The organism is Xanthomonas theicola (assembly GCF_014236795.1).
GTDB classification, from domain to species: Bacteria; Pseudomonadota; Gammaproteobacteria; order Xanthomonadales; family Xanthomonadaceae; genus Xanthomonas_A; species Xanthomonas_A theicola.
The window spans coordinates 238,924-253,109 of the sequence record NZ_CP049017.1 but is presented as its reverse complement, the minus strand read 5'-3'; the positions used below and the strand labels follow the sequence as shown (position 1 = coordinate 253,109).

General features: G+C 68.9%; 12 protein-coding genes. 4 read left to right on the top strand and 8 right to left on the bottom strand.

Features of this window, described 5'->3' with window-relative positions; translation table 11 throughout:
• Positions 1 to 173 precede the first annotated feature (173 nt).
• The 3 genes from radA to G4Q83_RS01220 form a co-directional block, all read right to left on the bottom strand.
• On the bottom strand, positions 174 to 1,556 hold the full coding sequence (radA, locus tag G4Q83_RS01230; RefSeq protein ID WP_128419302.1) for a DNA repair protein RadA: 1,383 nt from the start codon (positions 1,554 to 1,556) through the stop codon (positions 174 to 176).
• A gap of 265 nt (positions 1,557 to 1,821) precedes the next feature.
• Positions 1,822 to 3,711, bottom strand: coding sequence for a M61 family metallopeptidase (locus G4Q83_RS01225; RefSeq protein WP_158254972.1), 1,890 nt, complete (start codon positions 3,709 to 3,711; stop codon positions 1,822 to 1,824).
• A gap of 151 nt (positions 3,712 to 3,862) precedes the next feature.
• Positions 3,863 to 4,465 (bottom strand): ATP-dependent Clp protease proteolytic subunit, encoded by a 603-nt coding sequence (locus tag G4Q83_RS01220; protein ID WP_128419301.1) that lies wholly within the window; start codon positions 4,463 to 4,465, stop codon positions 3,863 to 3,865.
• Between the two features lie 56 nt (positions 4,466 to 4,521).
• Here G4Q83_RS01220 and G4Q83_RS01215 point away from each other — a divergent pair, with 56 nt between their 5' ends.
• Positions 4,522 to 5,340: an RNA polymerase sigma factor gene (locus G4Q83_RS01215; protein WP_128419300.1), complete on the top strand. Its 819-nt coding sequence runs from the start codon at positions 4,522 to 4,524 to the stop codon at positions 5,338 to 5,340.
• Positions 5,341 to 5,445: 105 nt separating this feature from the next.
• On the opposite strand, the gene cyoD is transcribed toward G4Q83_RS01215, so the two are convergent.
• The 5 genes from cyoD to G4Q83_RS01190 form a co-directional block, all read right to left on the bottom strand.
• Complete coding sequence (cyoD, locus tag G4Q83_RS01210) at positions 5,446 to 5,784, bottom strand: cytochrome o ubiquinol oxidase subunit IV (protein ID WP_128419299.1); 339 nt, start codon at positions 5,782 to 5,784, stop codon at positions 5,446 to 5,448.
• Positions 5,784 to 6,410, bottom strand: a complete 627-nt coding sequence (gene cyoC / locus G4Q83_RS01205; protein ID WP_128419298.1) for a cytochrome o ubiquinol oxidase subunit III — start codon at positions 6,408 to 6,410, stop codon at positions 5,784 to 5,786. Before cyoC ends, cyoD begins: the two co-directional genes overlap by 1 nt.
• Before the next feature lie 3 nt (positions 6,411 to 6,413).
• Positions 6,414 to 8,414, bottom strand: a complete 2,001-nt coding sequence (cyoB, locus tag G4Q83_RS01200; RefSeq protein WP_128419297.1) for a cytochrome o ubiquinol oxidase subunit I — start codon at positions 8,412 to 8,414, stop codon at positions 6,414 to 6,416.
• On the bottom strand, positions 8,414 to 9,355 hold the full coding sequence (gene cyoA / locus G4Q83_RS01195) for a ubiquinol oxidase subunit II (protein WP_128419296.1): 942 nt from the start codon (positions 9,353 to 9,355) through the stop codon (positions 8,414 to 8,416). The genes cyoB and cyoA overlap by 1 nt, the downstream gene beginning before the upstream one ends.
• Positions 9,356 to 9,739: 384 nt before the next feature.
• Complete coding sequence (locus tag G4Q83_RS01190; RefSeq protein WP_128419295.1) at positions 9,740 to 10,513, bottom strand: helix-turn-helix transcriptional regulator; 774 nt, start codon at positions 10,511 to 10,513, stop codon at positions 9,740 to 9,742.
• A 251-nt stretch (positions 10,514 to 10,764) separates the two neighbouring features.
• On the opposite strand from G4Q83_RS01190, the gene G4Q83_RS01185 reads away from it, so the two are divergent.
• The 3 genes from G4Q83_RS01185 to G4Q83_RS01175 are packed head-to-tail and all read left to right on the top strand — an operon-like array spanning position 10,765 to position 14,184.
• Positions 10,765 to 11,307 (top strand): hypothetical protein, encoded by a 543-nt coding sequence (locus G4Q83_RS01185; protein ID WP_146095425.1) that lies wholly within the window; start codon positions 10,765 to 10,767, stop codon positions 11,305 to 11,307.
• Positions 11,277 to 12,419: a hypothetical protein gene (locus G4Q83_RS01180; protein ID WP_128419293.1), complete on the top strand. Its 1,143-nt coding sequence runs from the start codon at positions 11,277 to 11,279 to the stop codon at positions 12,417 to 12,419. Before G4Q83_RS01185 ends, G4Q83_RS01180 begins: the two co-directional genes overlap by 31 nt.
• Positions 12,420 to 12,444: 25 nt before the next feature.
• The gene (locus G4Q83_RS01175; protein ID WP_128419292.1) at positions 12,445 to 14,184 is read left to right on the top strand and encodes a M61 family metallopeptidase; all 1,740 of its coding nucleotides are present in this window, start codon (positions 12,445 to 12,447) and stop codon (positions 14,182 to 14,184) included.
• The last annotated feature ends 2 nt before the right edge of the window (positions 14,185 to 14,186 follow it).

Sequence of the window (14,186 nt, the reverse complement as noted above, 5' to 3'; positions counted from 1 at the left end):
TCGGACCTCGGCATGCCGAGGTCCTCACCTACAAGGTCGCCGGCCTGCCCGGGAGCCTGTCCAGCGGACATCCAGCCACCCGCACCCCGCTACCGGCATCGGCACCGCGGTCGCCACCGGCAACACAGGAGAAGCCGCCGCCAGCGCGCGCCGCCACGGCCGCTGCGCCGGCGCTACTCGCTCGCCGCTTCCAGCGCCTGCGCCAACCGCTCCACCGCGATCACGTCCATGCCCTTGACCACAGCGGTCTTCGGTGCATTGGCCTTGGGCACGATGGCGCGCTTGAAGCCGTGCGTGGCCGCTTCGCGCAGCCGGTCCTCGCCGTTGGGCACCGGGCGGATCTCGCCGGACAGGCCGACCTCGCCGAAGGCGATGGTCTTCGCCGCCAACGGCCGGTCGCGCAGCGAGGACAGCACCGCCAGCAGCACCGGCAGGTCGGCCGCGGTCTCCTGCACGCGGATGCCGCCGACCACGTTGACGAACACGTCCTGGTCGCCGACCACGATGCCGCCGTGCCGGTGCAGCACCGCCAGCAGCATCGCCAGCCGGTTCTGCTCCAGGCCCACCGCCACCCGCCGCGGATTGGACAGCGGCGAGGCATCGACCAGCGCCTGCACTTCCACCATCAGCGGCCGCGTGCCCTCGCGCGTGACCATCACGCAGCTGCCGGGCTGGTGCGCGCTGCTGCCGGACAGGAAGATCGCCGACGGGTTGGAGACTTCCTTCAGCCCTTTTTCGCCCATCGCGAACACGCCCAGCTCGTTGACCGCGCCGAAGCGGTTCTTGAACGCGCGCAGCAGGCGGAAGCGGCTGCCGCTCTCGCCTTCGAAATACAGCACCGCATCGACCATGTGCTCGAGCACGCGCGGCCCGGCGATGCCGCCTTCCTTGGTCACGTGGCCGACCAGGAACACCGCGGTGCCGGTCTCCTTGGCGTAGCGCACCAGCCGCGCCGCGCTCTCGCGCACCTGGCTGACCGAACCGGGCGCGGCGGTCAGCGATTCGGTCCACAGGGTCTGCACCGAATCGGCCACGATCAGCCTGGGGCGCGCGGTGCTGGCATGCTGCAGGATCTGCTCGATGCCGGTCTCGGCCAGCGCGTCGAGGCCCTCCAGCGGCAGGTCCAGGCGCACCGCGCGGCCGGCGACCTGGGCCAGCGATTCCTCGCCGGTCACGTACAGCACCGGCAGCGTGCCGGCCATCTTCGCCAGCGCCTGCAGCAACAGCGTCGACTTGCCGATGCCGGGGTCGCCGCCGATCAGCACCACCGCGCCTTCGACCAGGCCGCCGCCGAGCACCCGGTCGAACTCGCCGATGCCGGTGGACACGCGCGCCTGGTCGCGATGCTCCACGTCCTTGAGCGCGGTGATCTTCGGCGTCTCGGCCTTGCCGGCCCAGCCGCCGCGCCGCGCAGCGGCCGGCGCCTTGGCCGCTGCACTTTCCAGCACGATCTCGCTCAGCGAATTCCACGCCCCGCACTCGGCGCACTGGCCCTGCCACTTGGTGTATTCGGCGCCGCACTCGCCGCAGACATAGGCCGTCTTCGCCTTCGCCATCTCGCTCTTGCCCGCTGACAGAATGCGCCAGCATAGTGGCTGGCGGTCTCAAGGTCCGCGACAGGCGCAGGGAGAGGCCGGTCCGATGCCGCCCATGGCGCTGTTCCCCAGCACCGGCGTGCAGACAAGCCTGCTCTCCGCCTGTAGGAGCAGCTCCTCCGACTGCAAGCAGCCGAATCGATCTCTGCCGTCGCGCGCTCCGGCGCCGACTCGGCGCGATGCAACCGCATGGAGCCGATGGCGATGGCGTCACACCCTCCCCGGCTCAGCGCGCCTTGTACAGCGCGCTCAACCGGTCCGGCGTGCCGGCGATGCGCTCCAGGTGCGGATACTGCAGGCCGCCGTGGTAAGCGATGCGCAGCGTGTCGTAGCGGTTGCCGCGCTTGACCAGCAGTTCGATCGGCGCGCTGCCGCCCTTGGCCGCGGTGATCGCGTCCTTGATCGTGTCGGCGCTGTACTCGCGGCCGTTGACCGCGACGATGCCGTTGCCGGCGATGATGCCGGCGTCGAACGCCGGGCCGTCCCACAGCACGTCCTGCACCGCGCCCTTGTCGTCCAGGCTCAGGCCCAGCGAATAGGTCAGGCCGATGCCCTTCTTGGTCGCCTCGTAGGCCTTGACCGCCTCGTTCGGCTGGTCGGTGTAGACCAGCTTCCAGCCGCTGGCCTCGATGCCGCCGACCAACGGGCCATGGCCGTCGAGGCGGCTGCGCAGGAACCTCGCCCAGTCGTACTTGGCGATGCCGTCGAGCGTGGCGACGATGTCCTCGAAGGTATACGGGTTCACGTCCCAGGCGCCGTCGTGCATGCCGAAGAAGGCCTTGGCGAAGTCGTCGATCGAGCGCTTGCCGCCGCTCAGTTCGCGCAGCTTGGCATCGGCCTCCAGCCACAGCATCTGCCCGCCGGCATAGTAGTCCTCGCTCATCTGGTAGCTGCGATAGGCCTTGGGCCGGCGCATCGACATGGTCGGGTCGTTGGTGGTGTCCTGCAACGTCCGCCAGACCAGGCCCGGGCGGCCGCGCTGGTAGGTCGCGGCGACGTCGGCGAGCGCGTCGCGCGCCTGGTTCTGCGTCCACAGGCCCGAGCGCGCGGCCAGCACTTCGCCCCAGAACTGGGTCTGGCCCTCGTACAGCCACAGCAGGCTGTCGCCCATCGGCACGTTGAAGTTCGGCGTGGCCAGGTCCGCGCCGCGGCGGTACTTGCCGTTCCAGGAATGGTTGAACTCGTGCGGGAGCAGGTCGCGCCGGTCCCAGCTCTTGTCCCACTCGGTGAAGTAGTTGAGCGGGCCGCTGTTCTCGCTGGAGCGGTGGTGCTCCAGGCCGATGCCGCCGAGCTTCTCGGTCAGCGCCAGCAGGAACTCGTAGCGGTCGAAATGGCGCGCGCCGTAGAGCTTGTCCGTCTGCTGCACCAGCGCGGCGTGCGCCTTGATCTGCTCGGGCTTGGCGTCCAGCGACTTGGCCTCGTCGGCGAACACGTTCAGGTACACCGGCGCCTTGCCGCCGGCGTCCAGCGCGACGCGCTTGTAGTACTTGCCGGCGAACATCGGCGAATCGACCAGGTCCTCGAAGTCGATCGGCTTGAACGTCACGGTGTCGCCGACCCGCGCGGCGGTCTCCAGCGCGGTGGCGTAGCTCCAGCCCGGCGGCAGGGTCACGCTGGCCTGGGCCTTGATGTTGCGCGCGTAGTAGCCGGCCGGGTACAACGCGGTGGTGTTCCACTGCAGGTTGAGCATTTCCGGGGTCATCATCACCCGGCCCTGGCCGTCGCCCTGCGAGGACAGGAACTGGAACTCGGCGACGACCTCGCTGGCGCCCTGCGGCACCTCGACCTTGAACGCGTACACGTCTAACTGGTCACGCTTCCACGGCAGCACCTGACCGTTGGCCTTGACCACCAGCCCGGCCAGCTTGTCGATCGGCCCGGTCGGCGAGTGATTGCCGGGGATCCACTGCGGATACAGCAGGGTCAGCGGACCCGGCGCGGCCGGGATGGTGGTGCGCACGCGGAAGATGCGGTGCGTCAGGTCGGTGGCGTCGACATCGATCTTCAGCGTGCCGGCGAACGGCACGTCCTGCGGCGACGCAGTCTGCGCCGCGGCCTGGAAGGCGGCGGTGGCGGCCAGCAGCAGCGCCGCCATCCAGGCGGTGGACTTGGTCATGGGGTCTCCAGTGGGGGCGGCGGACGGGCGGCCCACAATCCTATGCCCGCCGACCGCCGAGGCGCTATGCCATTGGTCATGCCCGTCGCAATCGCCGCCTGCGCGCCCACCGGCGCGTGCGCAACACCATGCCATTGCGCACGCCCTCGACTCAACGTCCGCCCAACTGGGTGCGGTGTTCGACGATGCGCGACACCAGCCCGTACTCGACCGACTCCTCCGCCGACATCCAGCAGTCGCGCTCGATGTCGGCCTGCACCTTGTGCAGCGGCTGGCCGGTCTCGCGGGCGATGACCCGGGCGATGCGCTCGCGCGCCTTGATGATCTCGCTGGCCTGGATCGCGATGTCGCTGGCCGGCCCGCCGGCACCGCCGCTGGGTTGATGGATCAAGAACCGCGTCTGCGGCAGGCACACCCGCCGTTCGCGCGGCGCGCCCAGGAACGCGTGCGTCGCGGCGCTGCCGACCCAGCCCGAGCCGATCATGTTGACCGGCGCGCAGATGAAACGCAGCGCGTCGTGGATGGCGTCGCCGGATTCGAGATGGCCACCGGGCGAGGACACGATCATGTCGATCGGCGCGCTGGACTCCGCGTCCAGCGCCAGCAGATGGCGTACCGTCTGGCAGGCGCTGGCATCGGTGATGGTGCCGAACAGCAGCAGCGTCCGCGCGCGGAACGCCTTCTCCTCCAGGAACGCGGCGGCCGCCTGCGGGGCGGCCGCCGCAGCGGGGTGCGGATCGTCGGAAAACATCATCGGCATTTCTCCATGTATGGTGGGGTTTCCTTCCCAACGAACGACGGGGCTGCGACGTGACATCCGCGACCCACTCCCACCCCCTGGCCGACGGCGATGGACGGCGCCGGCAGTTGGTGGCCCTGGCGCAGCGCTGGCTCGGCCATGCCCAGGACGCCGAAGACCTGGTGCAGGACGCCTATCTGCGCACCGCGCAGGGTCCGCTGCCGTCCACGGCCGCGGGCCGCGACGCCTGGTTGACGACGGTGCTGCGCCACCTGTGCATCGACCGCCTGCGCCGCCGCGGACGCTACCGTGCGTTGTTGGAGCGTGCCGCGCAGGAAGACGCGCAAACGCCGACCGGCGACGCGGAAGGGCCGGCACAGCAGGCCGCGCGTGCCGAAGCGGTCGCGCAGGCGTTACTCCACCTGGTGCGCACCCTGCCTGCGGGCGACGTGGCGATGTTGCTGCTGGCGGAAGTGTTCGACTTCAGCCATGCCGAACTGGCGGTGCTGTCGGCACGCAGCGAAAGCACCTCGCGCCAGCACCTGCGCCGTTTACTGCAGCGCGTGCGCGCGGCGCTGCCCGACGCGCCCGGGCCGAGCGCCCGCGCGCCGCGCGAGGACGACGCCTGTCTGCTGGCGCTGTGCCGCCACGCCGTGCTGCACGGCGACCCGGCCGGCCTGGTCGCCACGCTGCGCGCGGCGCGGCCGCAGACGCTGCTGGCCGCGGCCCTGGCCGTCTCCGCCACGGTACCGGCGCGCGCCGCACCCGCGCCGGTCTACGCCCAGCCCCTGCAACAGCACGGGCGACTGGGCCTGCTGATCCGCGACGACGACGGCGTGCTGATCTGGCTGCCATTGTGCGAACTCGCCGACGCGCCCTGCCCGGCCTGACGTCGGGTCACGCCCGGCGGCCGCCGGCGTCGCGCGCGGCTCGCCAAAACGCCACGGGCCGCCAGTCGCCTGGCGGCCCGTGGTCTGCACGGCGGAGGTGCCCGCTCAATGCATCATGTTGACGTTGAGGTTGTGCATGACCCACAGCGAGCCAACCACCACGATGCCGATGATCAGCAGCGAGAACAGGCCCACGTGCACGTTGGAGCGCTGCTCGGCGGAGCGGTCCATGTGCAGGAAGTAGATCAGGTGCACCAGCATCTGCACCGCGGCCAGCACCGCGATGACGATGACGGTCACGCCCTTCGGGAAGGCGCCGCTCATGACCATGCCGAACGGGATCACGGTGAGGATCACCGCCATCGCGAAGCCGATCAGGTAGGACTTCAGGCCGCCGCCGTGCGAGGGCTCGGCGTGTGCGTCGGAGGAGTGGTGGTTGGCCATTACAGCGCTCCCAGCAGGTAGACGATGGTGAACACGCCGATCCAGATCACGTCCAGGAAGTGCCAGAACAGGCTCAGGCACGCCAGGCGGGTGGTGTTGCGCGGGGTCAGGCCGTTCCTGGCGATCTGAATCGCCAGCACCGCCATCCACAGCAGGCCCGAGGCCACGTGCAGGCCGTGGGTGCCGACCAGGGTGAAGAACGCGGACAGGAACGCACTGCGGCCGGGACCGGCGCCTTCGTGGATCAGGTGGTGGAACTCGTAGATTTCCATGCCCAGGAAGCCCAGGCCCAGCGCCGCGGTGACCGCCAGCCAGCCGTACAGGCCGCCCAGGCTGCGCTTGTGCGCGGAGATCATCGCCAGGCCGAAGCTCAGGCTGCTGAACAGCAGCAGGAAGGTTTCCACCAGCACGAACTTGAGGTCGAACAGTTCCTTGGCGGTGGGGCCGTCCACCGTCGCGCCGGCCAGCACCGCATAGGTCGCGAACAGGCCGGCGAAGATGAGGCAGTCGCTCATCAGGTAGACCCAGAACCCGAACACGGTGTTGCCGCCGCTGTCGGGGTGCGCGTGGTCGTCGCGGCCGTCGGCGTGGGCGGCGTGATGGTTGTCGAGCGTCGTCGAGGACATGGTTCAGACCGCCTTTGCGGCATGCGCCGCCTGTTGCTGCTCCAGCAGGGCGAAACGCCCATTCTCGATGCGTTCCACTTCCTCCGCCGGGACCCAGTAATCGACGTCGTCGTCGAACGTGCGCGCGATGAAGCTGCCGATCATGCCGACCAGGCCGATGATCGCCATCCACCAGATGTGCCAGATCAAGCCGAAACCCAGCACCACGCTGAAGGCGCCGATCCAGACCCCGGCCGCGGTGTTGCGCGGCATGTGGATCGGTTCGTACTTGGCCGGGCGCGTCCAGCCCTTGCCCTTGAGCTTGTCTTCCCAGAACTGGTCGCGGTCGTCGATGTGCGGCAGCACGGCGAAGTTGTAGAACGGCGGCGGCGAGGACGTGGCCCATTCCAGCGTGCGGCCGTCCCACGGGTCGCCGGTCAGGTCCAGGTTGTCCTTGCGCTTCCACAGGCTGTAGCCGATCTGCACCAGGTTCAGGAAGATGCCGATGCCGATGATCGCCGCGCCGGCCGCGGCCACCATCAGCCACGGCGCCCATTCCGGGTGGTTGTAGCTGTTCATGCGCCGGGTCATGCCCATGAAGCCGAGCACGTACAGCGGCATGAAGGCGATGAAGAAGCCGACGATCCAGCACCAGAAGGACGCCTTGCCCAGCGTCTCGTTGAGCTTGAAGCCGAACGCCTTCGGGAACCAGTAGGTCAGGCCGGCCAGGTAGCCGAACACCACGCCGCCGATGATCACGTTGTGGAAGTGCGCGATCAGGAACAGGCTGTTGTGCAGCACGAAGTCCACCGCCGGGATCGCCAGCATCACCCCGGTCATGCCGCCGATGGTGAAGGTGATCATGAAGCCGATCGTCCACAGCACCGGCGCGGTCATGCGCACGCGGCCGCGGAACATGGTGAACAGCCAGTTGAAGATCTTCACCCCGGTGGGGATGGAGATGATCATCGTGGTGATGCCGAAGAAGGCGTTGACGTTGGCGCCCGAGCCCATGGTGAAGAAGTGGTGCAGCCACACGATGAACGACAGCACGCCGATGCACGAGGTGGCGTAGACCATCGAGGTGTAGCCGAACAGGCGCTTGCGGCTGAAGGTGGCGATCAGCTCGGAGAAGATGCCGAACGCCGGCAGGATCAGGATGTAGACCTCCGGATGGCCCCAGATCCAGATCAGGTTGACGTACATCATGGCGTTGCCGCCGCCGTCGTTGGTGAAGAAGTGCGTGCCCAGGTAGCGGTCGGCGCCCAGCAGCGCCAGCGCCACGGTCAGGATCGGGAACGCGGCGATGATCAGGATGTTGGTGATCAGCGCGGTCCAGGTGAAGATCGGCATGCGCATCAGGGTCATGCCCGGCGTGCGCATGCGCATGATGGTCACGAAGAAGTTGATGCCGGTCAGCAAGGTGCCCAGGCCGGAGATCTGCAAGGCCCAGATGTAGTAGTCCACGCCGACGCCCGGACTGTATTCCAGCCCCGACAGCGGCGGATACGCCAGCCAGCCGGTCTGGGCGAACTCGCCCACGCCCAGCGAGATGTTGACCAGCGCCGCGCCGGCCACGAACAGCCAGAAGCTCAGCGAGTTCAGGAACGGGAAGGCCACGTCGCGCGCGCCGATCTGCAGCGGCACGATCAGGTTCAGCAGGCCGGTCATGAACGGCATGGCCATGAAGAAGATCATGATCACGCCGTGCGCGGTGAAGATCTGGTCGTAGTGGTGCGGCGGGAAGATGCCTTCGTTGCCGCCGTGCGCCATCGCCTGCTGGGTGCGCATCATCGCCGCGTCGGCGAAGCCGCGCAGCAGCATGACCAGCGCCACCACGATGTACATGACGCCGATGCGCTTGTGGTCGACCGAGGTCAGCCACTCGCGCCACAGGTAGCCCCACTGCTTGTACTTGGTGATCGCCGCCACGACCAGCAGGCCGAGCAGGCCGGCGCCGCCGAGGGCGGCCATGATGATCGGCTCGTGGTACGGAACCGCCTCGAGCGTGAGTTTGCCTAGCATCACTTGTCTCCAGAAGTGCACATGGCGACCGGCTCAGCAGCCGATGCCGGAGGGTCGTCGTGGCCTTGCATCTTGTGGCCCTTGCCCATCATGTATTTGTCGATCAGCGACTTGAACAGGCCGTCCTGCACCGACGCGTAGTAGGTCACCGGGTACTGCGCCTTGTCGTTGCGGTTGGCCGCCAGGATCTGGAACTCGGCCTGGTCCAGCGCCTTCGGCGCGGCCTTGACCTTGGCCACCCAGGCATCGAAGCCGGCGCGGTCGGTGGCGTGCGCGGCGAAGCCCATCTTCGAGAAGCCGTGGCCGCTGTAGTTGGCCGACAGCCCGAACAGCTCGCCCGGCTCGTTGGCGATCAGGTGCAGCTTGGTCTCCATGCCGGCCATCGCGTAGATCTGCGTGCCCAGATGCGGAATGAAGAACGAATTCATCACCGTGTCGGAGGTGATCTTGAAGTTCAGCGGCGTATCCACCGGGAACGCGATCTCGTTGACCGTGGCGATTCCCTGCTCCGGATAGATGAACATCCACTTCCAGTCCAGCGCCACCGCTTCGATGGTGATCGGCTTGACCTTCGAGTCCAGCGGCTTGTACGGGTCCAGCGCATGCGAGGAGCGCCAGGTCAGCACCGCCAGCACCAGGATGATCATGCACGGGATCGACCACACCACCACCTCGATCGCGGTGGAATGGGACCAGTTCGGCTCGTAGCGGGCCTTGGTGTTGGAGGCGCGGTAGCGCCAGGCGAAGGCCAGGGTCATCACGATAACCGGGATCACCACCAGCAGCATCAGCACCACCGAGGTGATCAGCAACGTCTTCTCGTCGTGGCCGATCTGTCCCTTGGGGTTGAGGATGGCCGCGTTGCAACCGGCCAGCGACAAGGCGGTCAGCAGCAACAGGCCGGAGCGCAGCGAGCGCCGGAGTTGTTTCAACGGAATCATCGAACGATCCAATTGCGTAGGGGATGCGGACCGCGCGGTAGGCGAAACGGGAGCGGCGCAGAGCGGCCTTTCCGCGTTTCCTGCGGCATCCGGCCGGCATGCGCGATCGACGACGCATTTTATGCTGCCGTGCGGCAACTGCGAAAGCCATCGACAAGACCGAGCATGCGCGCAGGCGTGTTTTTGTGTGCGACACATTGCCGCACCCGCCTGCGACGGACGGCCGCAACCGGCCGGCCGCACGCGCCGGGCACGACGGTCTCGGCGCAATCTGAGATCGGGCGAGAACCACACAGATCCTCATCGAGGCAGCGTCGTTCCCGCCACAGGCCGCCTGACAGGCGTTCGACCGGGCGGCGGCGGCTGGCCCGGCAGAGGCCCGGGCTACTGTCGCGACGCGGCCTTCTTCTGCTTGATCTGCTCGATGTAGTTGTAGATGGTGAAGCGGCTGACCCCGAGCGCCGCCGCCACCTGCTCCACGCTGTTGCGGATCAGGAACAGGCCGCGGTGCATCATCGCCTCCACCGCGTACATCTTCTCTTCCTTGTTCATCAGCGCCGGCGGCTTCATGAAGCGCTGGACCGCGTCGTCGATGATCTCCTGCATCATCGCCTCCAGGCCGACCCCGGCGGCGGGCGCCTGGCTGCGCGGCGGCTTGGGCTTGCGATGCAGCATCTGTTCCAGCCAGCCATGCGCCATCTCGAACACGGTCATGTCGGCATTGAGGCACAGCGCGGCCACCGGCAGGCCGACGCCGTCGCGGAACAGCAGCGTGGCCGAGCGCAGCTGGCGGCCGGCAGCATTGGTGGTCTGGTACGCGTCGACGATCGACCAGCTGATCGTGCCGGTGCCGGCCACGTCGCGGTAGAGCTCGCTGAAGCCGGCGTCCTCGCGCGGACCGCTGAGGATCGGGTCGCCGAGGTTGCGCCCGGACACATGGCCGTTGGCGATCGCCCGCACCGAGGACCCGGGCGCGGACAGGTCGTGCAGCACCACTTCGATGTTCTCGCCGACCACCCCGCCGAGCAGGGTCACCACCGGCTCGAGCAGCGCGAACAGGTCGCGCACCTGCACGCCCGCCCCCAGTCCCTGCGCCGGCGCCGCCTGGCCGCGCTTGCGCCTGGCGGCCGGCGCCGCGCTCTTTTTCGCTGTTGCCATCGAATCGTTCCGTCCTGAGGAATGCCCGGCGAATGCGCACCGGCCATCTTGCCGTCTGCGCCGGCAGGCGTCGAGACGGCAGCGTGCCGGCACGCAGGCGGATACGAAGATCGCGACGCGGCCTTGACATACAAATTATTTTTATATATCAACAAACTGTTTAATCAACATCGGATCGCGGCCAGGGGGTCGCCGCCGCCCATGCATCGGGCGTCCAGCCACGCTTCGCCAGGGGAAACACCGTGCTGTCCATGCCGTCCGCCAGATCGTGCTGTCGCGCCAACGCCTGGCTGCGCCCGTTCGCGGCCGCGGCGGTGCCGGTGCATGCCGACGTGCAGCTGCGCTCGGCCGGCCGCGTGGCCGTCGACGGCCACGGCACGCTGCGCTACAGGGCCGAGGCCGGCCTGCGGCCTGCTGCCGATCCACGAGGACGCGACCGGCCGACTGCTGGCGTCGGTGTTCTTCGTCGGCTACAGCGTCCAGGCCGGCGCCGGCGCGACGCGGCCGCTCACCTTCCTGTGGAACGGCGGCCCCGGCTCGAATTCCGCGCAGTTGCACATGGGCGTCGGCCCGCGCGCCTGGACGCCGCCGCGCGCCTGCCGGACTGGACGCCGGCGCAAAGCGAACGGCCGCTGGTCGACAACGCCGACAGCTGGCTGGGCGCCAGCGACCTGGTGTTCGTCGATGCGGTGGGCACCGGCTACGCCGCGCAGCGCAGGCCAGGGACCTGCCCACGCTGTACACCGCGCATGGCGATGCGGAAGTGGTCGCCGAGGCGATCCGGGTCTACCTGACCCGCCACGACGCCTGGGACCGCCCGCTGTACCTGGCCGGCGAAAGCGATGGCGTGACCCGCGCGATGCTGGTCGCCGAGGTACTGGAGCACCGCGGCATGCCGGTGCGCGGCGTGGTGCTGGTGTCCTACAACCTCGACCTGGGCACGCCGCCGGCGGCATACCCGGAAGACGCGTTGGACCTGCCGCAGTTCACCGCCGCGGCGCACTACCACCGGCTGCGCAAGGCGATGGACCAGGACCCGCAGTTGTGCGTGCTGACCCTGCGCGGCCGCTACGACGGCTGGCCCTGCGAAAGCTCGGTGGAAACCACCCGCGCCGCCGGCCCGCGCTACGCCGCGCGGGTGACCCACCTGTGCCTGCAGGGCGGGTACAGGTGGGTCACCGAAGGCACCGCCGAGTTCTATTCGCTGCTGCTGTCGCTGCGCGCCGGCGTATACGCCAAGGACGCCTTCCTGCAGGTGATCAACCACCGTGCCGACGGCTACTACGACAACCCGTTCGGCGCGCTCGACAACCGCGCCGCCGGCGAACGTTTCTGGAAGGACGCGCGCGCCCAGCGCGTGCCGTACGGCCGCGGCTTCATGTACCTGGTGAGCGTGGATGCGCAACTGCGCCAGCACGGCCGGCAAGCGCATTCGGTGGACGACCTGGTGCTGGAAGTGCTCAAGCGCCAACGCGCCGGCGAGACCATCGGCGTGCCCGAATGGCGTGCGATGGTGGTGCGCGAACTCGGCGCCGACGCCGGCGCCGCGTTCGACGCGATGGTCGCCGGCAAGCCGATCGTGCCGGCCGCCCCGGCGTTCGGCTGCTACCGCGTCGTACCGGCGCCGCATCGGCCGTTCGAACTCGGCTTCGATCGCATGCGCATGGGCGTGGTCAAGAACCTGCTGCCCGATTCCGCCGCCGCCCGTGCCGGCGTGCAGGAGAACGACCGCATCGTCGCCTACACTCCGCTCGAGCAGGTCATGGCCGACGAGCATGCTCGCATGCAGCTGAAGCTGGAGCGCGACGGCAAACCCTTGCAGGTGGACTACCTGCCGCGCAGCGCACGCGTGGACGCCTGGCGCTTCGCCGTCGATCCGGCGCTGGCCGCCCGCTGTTCGCCCTGATCCCCACCTGCCGCGCCCCCTGCCGATGAAGATGCCCCGCCACCGCTGCCTGTTCCTGGCCCTCGCCGCGGCCGCGCCCCCGGCCCTGGCCGCGACCGATGCGCCGTACGCGCTCGCCATCCACGCGCAGGCCAGCGCCGGCGAGAGCCGGATCGAGGCACTGCTGGTGGACGAAGCGATCCCGCTGCCGACCACGCCGGCCGGCGCCGTCCTGCTGGCGATGCCGCACGTGACCAGCAACGTGCCCACCGTCGCCGCCAGCGTCGGCGAGCTGGCCGCGCGCGACGATCGCGGCGCCGTGCAGCTGCGCTACCGCGACCAGGGCGAAGGCCCGGCCCGGCAGCGCCAGTGGTACGCCGAGCGCGAGGTCGCCGGCATCCTGCGCTTTTCCTACCGCGCGGCGATGACCGAAGCCCTGGCCGCGCGCGGCGCCGCGCCGCCGATCGAACTGCGCAGCGAGGAAGGCGCCTTCTCCGGCGCCGGCGCCACCTTTCTGTTGCATCCGCCAAGCGGCCAGCACGACATCGCCTTGCAGTGGGACTTGTCCGCACTGGGTACAGGCGCGCATGCCGTGAGCAGCCTGCAGGACCGCAACGCCCGCGACGTGGACATGGAAACGCTGGACAGCAGCTACTTCATGGCCGGGAAGATCGGCCTGTATCCGCAGGCGCCCGACGCCACCGGCTTCTTCTCCGCCTGGCAGGGCAGCACCCCGTTCGACGCGGCCAAACTGCTGGCCTGGACCCAGCAACTGCGCCAGCACTACCAGGCCTTCTTCGCCGTGCCGGCCACGCCGTACGGTGTGTTCCTGCGCCGCAACCGGGTCAACCCCGGCGGCGGCATGGGCATGTACAACTCCTTCGTCGTCACCTACGACGACGAGCGCGGCAACGACCCGCAACAGTTGCAACTGACCCTCGCCCACGAGATGTTCCATACCTTCCAGCCGCACATGAGCTCGCAGTACGACGGCCAAACGCTGGCCGACGCGTGGTTCAACGAAGGCATGGCGATGTTCTACCAGGCGCGCCTGCCGTTCCGCTACGGCATGATCGATGCCGACGCGTTCCTGAAGGATCTCAACTTCAGCGCCGCGCGCTACTACACCAACCTGCTCGGCAACGCGCCCAACCGCGACGTGCCCGCGAAGTTCTGGCAGGACACCCGCATCCGCACCCTGCCCTACGACCGCGGCTTCCTGTACTTCGTCAGCGTGGACGACGCCGTGCGCAAGGCCAGCGGCGGCCGCAAGTCGCTGGACGACCTGATGCTGGACATGTTGCACCGGCAGCAACGCAACAAGCGGCTCGGCATCGCCGACTGGGAAGCGGTGCTGCGCGACGCCCTGGGCGAGGCCGCGGTCGGCCAACTGCACGCCATGCTCGACGGCGCCGCGCCGCTGCCGGCCAGCGACGCCTTCGGCCCCTGCTTCGAACGCGTCTCGCAACCGATGCGCCGCTACGAGCTCGGCTTCGCCCCCGCGGTGCTGACCGAATCCCCGCGCATCGTCCGCGACCTGATCCCCGACTCGGCCGCCGCTAAGGCCGGCGTGCGCAACGGCGACGAGATCACCCGCCCGGTCGGCCAGGATCAACTGCAGGGCGAGCAGGACGGCATCCTCACCCTGCAGTTGCAGCGCGACGGCAAGCCGTTGACGGTCTCGTACAAGCCGCGCGGCGAGACCGTGCCGACGTGGCAGTGGCGTCGCAAGCAGGGCAGCGCGCAGAGCGCCTGCTCGCTGCCGGCCACCGCCCCTGCGCCATGACC

Bases quoted from the DNA above. Each gene is read 5' to 3' on its own strand.
- radA (WP_128419302.1), bottom strand. From the start codon at position 1,556: ATGGCGAAGGCGAAGACGGCCTATGTCTGCGGCGAGTGCGGCGCCGAA.
- G4Q83_RS01225 (WP_158254972.1), bottom strand. From the start codon at position 3,711: ATGACCAAGTCCACCGCCTGGATGGCGGCGCTGCTGCTGGCCGCCACC.
- G4Q83_RS01220 (WP_128419301.1), bottom strand. From the start codon at position 4,465: ATGATGTTTTCCGACGATCCGCACCCCGCTGCGGCGGCCGCCCCGCAG.
- cyoD (WP_128419299.1), bottom strand. From the start codon at position 5,784: ATGGCCAACCACCACTCCTCCGACGCACACGCCGAGCCCTCGCACGGC.
- cyoC (WP_128419298.1), bottom strand. From the start codon at position 6,410: ATGTCCTCGACGACGCTCGACAACCATCACGCCGCCCACGCCGACGGC.
- cyoB (WP_128419297.1), bottom strand. From the start codon at position 8,414: ATGCTAGGCAAACTCACGCTCGAGGCGGTTCCGTACCACGAGCCGATC.
- cyoA (WP_128419296.1), bottom strand. From the start codon at position 9,355: ATGATTCCGTTGAAACAACTCCGGCGCTCGCTGCGCTCCGGCCTGTTG.
- G4Q83_RS01190 (WP_128419295.1), bottom strand. From the start codon at position 10,513: ATGGCAACAGCGAAAAAGAGCGCGGCGCCGGCCGCCAGGCGCAAGCGC.
- G4Q83_RS01185 (WP_146095425.1), top strand. From the start codon at position 10,765: ATGCCGTCCGCCAGATCGTGCTGTCGCGCCAACGCCTGGCTGCGCCCG.
- G4Q83_RS01175 (WP_128419292.1), top strand. From the start codon at position 12,445: ATGAAGATGCCCCGCCACCGCTGCCTGTTCCTGGCCCTCGCCGCGGCC.